This is a genomic window from Acidithiobacillus sp. TH-A36 (assembly GCF_057473445.1).
In genome coordinates this window covers 1-5,809 of record NZ_JBYCKP010000609.1, presented here as the reverse complement: position 1 = coordinate 5,809, position 5,809 = coordinate 1, and the positions used below count along the sequence as shown (strand labels likewise).

The 5,809-nt window shown below is 50.1% G+C and carries 4 protein-coding genes and 2 tRNA genes; all 6 read right to left on the bottom strand.

What is annotated here, in order from left to right:
* Positions 1 to 1,103: SurA N-terminal domain-containing protein (locus AC2VLY_RS15325; protein WP_486922571.1), on the bottom strand; the 1,103-nt coding region annotated here is incomplete at its 3' end.
* A 166-nt stretch (positions 1,104 to 1,269) separates the two neighbouring features.
* Positions 1,270 to 1,346 (bottom strand) — tRNA-Asp (locus AC2VLY_RS15320).
* Positions 1,347 to 1,356: 10 nt separating this feature from the next.
* Positions 1,357 to 1,432: transfer RNA gene (locus AC2VLY_RS15315), tRNA-Val, on the bottom strand.
* A gap of 12 nt (positions 1,433 to 1,444) precedes the next feature.
* Positions 1,445 to 1,717: an HU family DNA-binding protein gene (locus AC2VLY_RS15310; RefSeq protein ID WP_193650112.1), complete on the bottom strand. Its 273-nt coding sequence runs from the start codon at positions 1,715 to 1,717 to the stop codon at positions 1,445 to 1,447.
* A 278-nt stretch (positions 1,718 to 1,995) separates the two neighbouring features.
* On the bottom strand, positions 1,996 to 4,431 hold the full coding sequence (gene lon, locus AC2VLY_RS15305) for an endopeptidase La (protein WP_486892440.1): 2,436 nt from the start codon (positions 4,429 to 4,431) through the stop codon (positions 1,996 to 1,998).
* A gap of 86 nt (positions 4,432 to 4,517) precedes the next feature.
* The gene (gene clpX / locus AC2VLY_RS15300) at positions 4,518 to 5,792 is read right to left on the bottom strand and encodes an ATP-dependent Clp protease ATP-binding subunit ClpX (RefSeq protein WP_193650111.1); all 1,275 of its coding nucleotides are present in this window, start codon (positions 5,790 to 5,792) and stop codon (positions 4,518 to 4,520) included.
* Between the last annotated feature and the right edge of the window lie 17 nt (positions 5,793 to 5,809).

Sequence of the window (5,809 nt, the reverse complement as noted above, 5' to 3'; positions counted from 1 at the left end):
GCTAAAGTCTGGGCTCTACCCGGGGTGTAATGGAGCAGATGGACGGCCATCAAATCTCCATTTTTCAGAGTCAGGGCTGAGCTGTTTTTACCAGCCAATACGGCTTTACTAAAAGCCAGATCCAACGCCTTAGGATCAGAAAAGGGACCACTGGATAATTGTTTTCCGGCGGTGAGCTGCCCACTCGATTCAATGGTTAAGTGATACGCCTTCGCCACTGACTGAAGTCCATCGGGACTACTGAAAAGGCGATCCTTAAAGTTTTCAACCTGGGCCTGAAAAGCATTTTCAGCGGCCTGATCAGCCTGTTCTGAATTTTTGCTTCCGGAAGCAGCGGCTGCAGTAACATCTTTTGCCGATGTCTGGTTCGCGCCAAGGAAAGTCTGCGGTCCCATAACTACGTAGTGCACTTCAACTTCAGCAGGCAAATGGAATTCGGATAAATGCGACTGATAAAATGACTGCACTGCCGCCGCATCTGGCTTGGCTTGCACAGCAAAATGCGCATCACTGATGGTCACTGTGCTTATATCCCGATATTCCTGCGACCAACCCCATACTTCAGTAGCTGCCTGATCAGAAGCATTGGCAATAATTTGAGGAACAACCTGAAGTTGCTCCAGCCGCATACTCTCCCGCAACATACCTTCAAATTGTGCAGGTGTCATCCCGTTGGCGGCCAATAATTTCTGGTATTTTGCCTTGGAAAAAACGCCTTTTTCCTGAAAGGCAGGAATAGCTTCAACTTTTGTGGCCAAGGCCGTATCTGGCACCTGTAAGCCCAGACGTCCAGCTTCGGTGCCCAACAATATATTATCAATCAATCCATTCAGTACATCATGCGCAAAGCTGCTCTGCTGTACCATTTTAGCAGCCGTTGCCGCTCCAAAAACATGACTATAACGTTCTTGCGCTTCTTCGAGGCGCTTATGAAATACTGCTTCAGTTATTTTTTGGCCATTTACAGAGGCTACAGCGGCAGGTCCGGAACTACCAGTCATCAAATAGCCACTAACGCCCCAGAGGACAAAAGACAAAGCAATGAGTACCATAATTATTTTGGCAATAAATGATTGTCCAAAATTACGAAATACATCCATCATAATTACAATCCTCGCGAAACGTCACTCTGGTCTACATGACCACTGTAAAGGTTGGTGAAAGCCTCTCTGACTACGAATTACACCTGAATATAACCGCAGCGAATCAGGAAATATCCACCTTAAAATAACAGAAAGGCGCCCGCTTGCGAGGGCGCCTTTCTTCATTTGGCGGGGCGGACGGGGCTCGAACCCGCGACCTCCGGCGTGACAGGCCGGCATTCTAACCAACTGAACTACCACCCCAATAAATTGGTGGTGGGCGGTGAGGGGCTCGAACCCCCGACATTCGGCGTGTAAAGCCGACGCTCTACCAACTGAGCTAACCGCCCTAACCAGACGCGCTAGTTTACTGCATCACGCAGTGCTTTACCAGCTTTAAATTTAGGTGTGCGACTAGCAGAAATCATGATTTCTGCACCTGTTGCAGGATTCCGACCCTTGCGCGCTTCGCGTTCAGAAACCAGAAAAGAACCAAAACCTACCAGCGTGACCTGATCACCCTCTTTCAAGGCAGCGGTAACCACTTTGATGGCGGCATCCAAGGTATGTCCTGCGGCGGCACGAGTAACACCTGCTTCTTCTGCAATTTTTTCGATCAATTCGGATTTGTTCATAATTTCTTTCTCCTGTTATAGACCCAGATACTGCTGTAAAACTACGAACCAGCTAAAGCTAGTAGAGGTTATAGCAGGGTAAAAAAACACTTGTCAAGATCATCAACAAAATCTACAAACGATTTCACATGTTAGACCCTATCCATCTTACAGTTTTCGTCGTGATTTAGCGACGGTCACGCATTAATCAGCAGCAAATTATCAACAACGCCAGTTAATAGCAGAACATAATATAGCCTCTGAAAATAATCATATTCCCAGAGGCTGATAACTGCAGCCTAGTGAGCTGTCGCCTTATCTTCCGCGTTATCTCCACCAACTGGTGGTACGACACCCAGTAGCGGCTCTCCTTCATCAGGCAATGGCGTTGGTGACGTTTCCAGAGCAATCGCTAACACTTCGTCGATCCAGCGTACCGGCTTGATCGTGAGTGCATCACGCACATTTTTGGGGATTTCCTGCAAATCCTTTTCATTTTCTGCCGGAATCATCACCGTACTGATGCCTCCGCGATGTGCTGCCAACAGTTTCTCTTTCAAGCCTCCAATAGACAGAACCTCACCACGGAGGGTAATTTCACCCGTCATGGCCACCGTAGCTTTGACCGGAATACCGGTCAGCGCAGAAACCAATGCCGTGGCCATGCCGATGCCAGCGCTGGGGCCATCTTTGGGGGTCGCACCTTCTGGAACGTGAATATGGACATCCCGATTCTGATAAAAGTCAGCCGGAATCCCCAACGCACGTGATCTGGCACGCACCACACTCATGGCTGCCTGAATGGATTCCTGCATAACGTCACCGAGTTTGCCCGTAATCAGGAGTTTACCCCGACCCGGTACAACCACGGCCTCAATGCTCAGCAATTCACCCCCGACTTCCGTCCAGGCCAAACCGGTGACTTCGCCAATACGATTTTCTATTTCCGCTTTGCCATAATCAAAACGCCGAACACCCAGATATTTGTCCAGATTACGATCGGATACCTGAATTTTGGTGCGCTTCTTATCCAGCAATAGCTCTTTGACGACTTTACGACAAATGCGCGCCAGCTCCCGCTCAAGATTCCGCACCCCCGCTTCGCGCGTATAGTAACGGATGATGTCCCGAATTACGGTTTGCGAAACCTGCATTTCCCCGTCTTTCAGACCCGCTTTCTCGATTTGCTTAGGAAGCAGATACTTAGTGGCAATGTGGATTTTTTCATCTTCGGTATAGCCGGAAATCCGTATGACCTCCATACGATCCATCAGCGGCGCCGGAATATTCAGGGTGTTGGCGGTGGTGACAAACATCACCTCAGACAAGTTGAAATCAACTTCCAGATAATGATCATTAAAAGTGGCATTCTGCTCCGGATCGAGCACTTCAAGCAGCGCAGAGGCCGGATCGCCCCGAAAATCCATCGCCATTTTGTCGACTTCATCCAGCAACATCAGCGGGTTGCGAGTTGCCACCTTAGCCAGACTCTGGACAATTTTTCCTGGTAATGCGCCGATATAAGTCCGCCGGTGTCCGCGAATTTCTGCCTCATCACGCACTCCTCCCAGAGACATCCGCACAAATTTGCGATTGGTCGCTTCCGCAATGGAGCGGCCCAGACTGGTTTTACCAACACCGGGCGGGCCAACCAGACATAAAATGGGGCCACGACTGTTACCCACACGTTCCTGCACAGCGAGATACTCCAGTATCCGCTCCTTGACATCTTCCAGACCATAGTGGTCGGCATCCAGGATGGCCTTGGCACGCTTAAGGTCTTTAGTAATTTTGCTACGCTTACGCCACGGAACACCAACCAGCCAGTCGATGTAATTACGCACCACCGTCGCTTCTGCAGACATGGGACTCATCATCCGCAGCTTCTTTAATTCGGCATCTGCCTTGGCCCGCACATCTTTGGGCATTCCGGCTTTTTCAATTTTACGGGCGAGCTCATCCAGTTCACTGCCGCCCTCTTCGGAAAGATCGCCGAGCTCCTTCTGGATGGCCTTCATCTGCTCATTCAGATAATACTCGCGCTGGCTTTTTTCCATTTGCCGCTTGACGCGTCCACGAATCCGCTTCTCTACCTGCAGCAGATCAATTTCGGATTCCATCATGCCCAGCAGATGTTCCAGCCGCACACGCGTATCTGCTTTTTCGAGAATATCCTGTTTTTCTTCCAGCTTGAGACTGAGGTGGGCAGCCACCGTATCCGCCAGTCGTGCCGGATCATCCATACTGGCCAGAGTAGACAAAATTTCTGGCGGGATTTTTTTGTTGAGCTTTACATAGGACTCAAACTGCGCACTGACAGAACGCATCAGCGCTTCCAGTTCACGATCATTGGCGGCACCACTGACCACCACCTGAACCTGGGCGCGGAGTGATTCGTCGGCCGGCAAAAAAGAGACGATCTTGGCCCGGTCCGTACCTTCTACCAGGACTTTTACCGTTCCATCAGGCAGTTTCAGCAACTGCAAAATGGTGGCCAAGGTCCCGATGCGATAAATATTTTCCGGCTGGGGGTCATCATCAGCCGCATTTTTCTGAGAAACCAACAGGATTTGTTTTTCTCCTGACATGGCTTCTTCCAGTGCGCGTATGGACTTCGCACGACCTACAAAAAGCGGGATCACCATATATGGAAAAACCACCACGTCCCGTAACGGAAGTACGGGCACCATCAGGGATTCTTCTTCTACCAGGAGACTTTTATCTATTTGCGCCACGGTTCACTCCAGAAATTCGATGATAACCATCATTAGGAAAGCAGATTGGGGCGCATGGTCGAGTTTTCAACGCGCCCCTGCTTGTTTCAGGCAGGATGAGACATATCCACCTTGATGGCATCGTCATAAACCAGAAGCGGCTTGCCGCCACTTTCCACCACAGCAGCATCCACCACCACTTTTTTGACACCGGTCATGGAAGGCAGCTCGTACATGGTGTCCAGCAAAATCTGCTCAAGGATGGAGCGCAAGCCACGAGCACCGGTTTTACGCGCAAGAGCCTTTTTGGCAATCCCCTTGAGCGCCTCTGGACGGAACTCCAGGGTAACACCCTCCAGGGAAAACATTTTCTGATATTGCTTGATCAGGGCATTTTTGGGTTCAGTGAGGATGGACATCAGCGCTTCTTCGTCCAACTCTTCCAAAAGTGCCAGAATGGGCAAACGTCCGACAAACTCGGGAATCAACCCATAGCGCACCAGATCTTCCGGTTCCAGATTCTGCATGAGCATGGCGGCAGTGGCATCTTTGTCCCGTTTTTTGAGAGGCGCGTTAAAGCCCATACCGCCTTTTTCGAGACGGGAAGAAACGGATTTTTCAAGGCCCGCAAACGCACCCCCGCAAATAAACAGAATGTGACGGGTATCCACCTGCAAAAATTCCTGCTGCGGATGTTTGCGGCCTCCCTGAGGAGGAACCGAGGCAACAGTGCCTTCAATCAGTTTCAGCAAGGCCTGCTGCACGCCTTCTCCCGATACGTCGCGGGTAATGGAAGGGTTTTCAGATTTGCGGGTGATCTTGTCGATTTCGTCAATATAGACAATTCCCGTCTGGGCTTTCTCCACGTCATAATCACATTTCTGAAGCAGTTTTTGAATAATGTTTTCCACATCCTCACCGACATAACCGGCTTCGGTGAGGGTCGTGGCATCGGCCATGGCAAAGGGCACATTCAAAAGGCGCGCCAAGGTCTGTGCCAACAGGGTTTTGCCGGAACCGGTCGGACCAATCAACAAAATATTACTTTTGTCGAGCTCTACTTCATTGTCCTTACCGCCATGCTCCAGACGTTTGTAATGATTATAGACCGCCACGGAAAGCACTTTTTTGGCACTGTCCTGACCAATGACATAATCATCCAGCGTCTTGCGTATTTCCATGGGTTTCGGCAGTTTATCCGGCTGATCACCGTGCAGATCATCCAGGATCTCGTCCTTGACGATATCATTGCACAGTTCAATGCATTCATCGCAGATGAACACCGATGGACCCGCAATCAGCTTCCGGACTTCGTGCTGACTTTTTCCGCAAAAAGAACAATACAAGGTCTTTTCGCCACTTCCCTCATGCTTTCCAGCCATAGCTGTTCTCCTGCCTG

What these genes read in the sequence shown, in the direction of transcription:
- AC2VLY_RS15310 (WP_193650112.1), bottom strand. Translation starts at nt 1,717, where the DNA reads ATGAACAAATCCGAATTGATCGAAAAAATTGCAGAAGAAGCAGGTGTT.
- clpX (WP_193650111.1), bottom strand. Translation starts at nt 5,792, where the DNA reads ATGGCTGGAAAGCATGAGGGAAGTGGCGAAAAGACCTTGTATTGTTCT.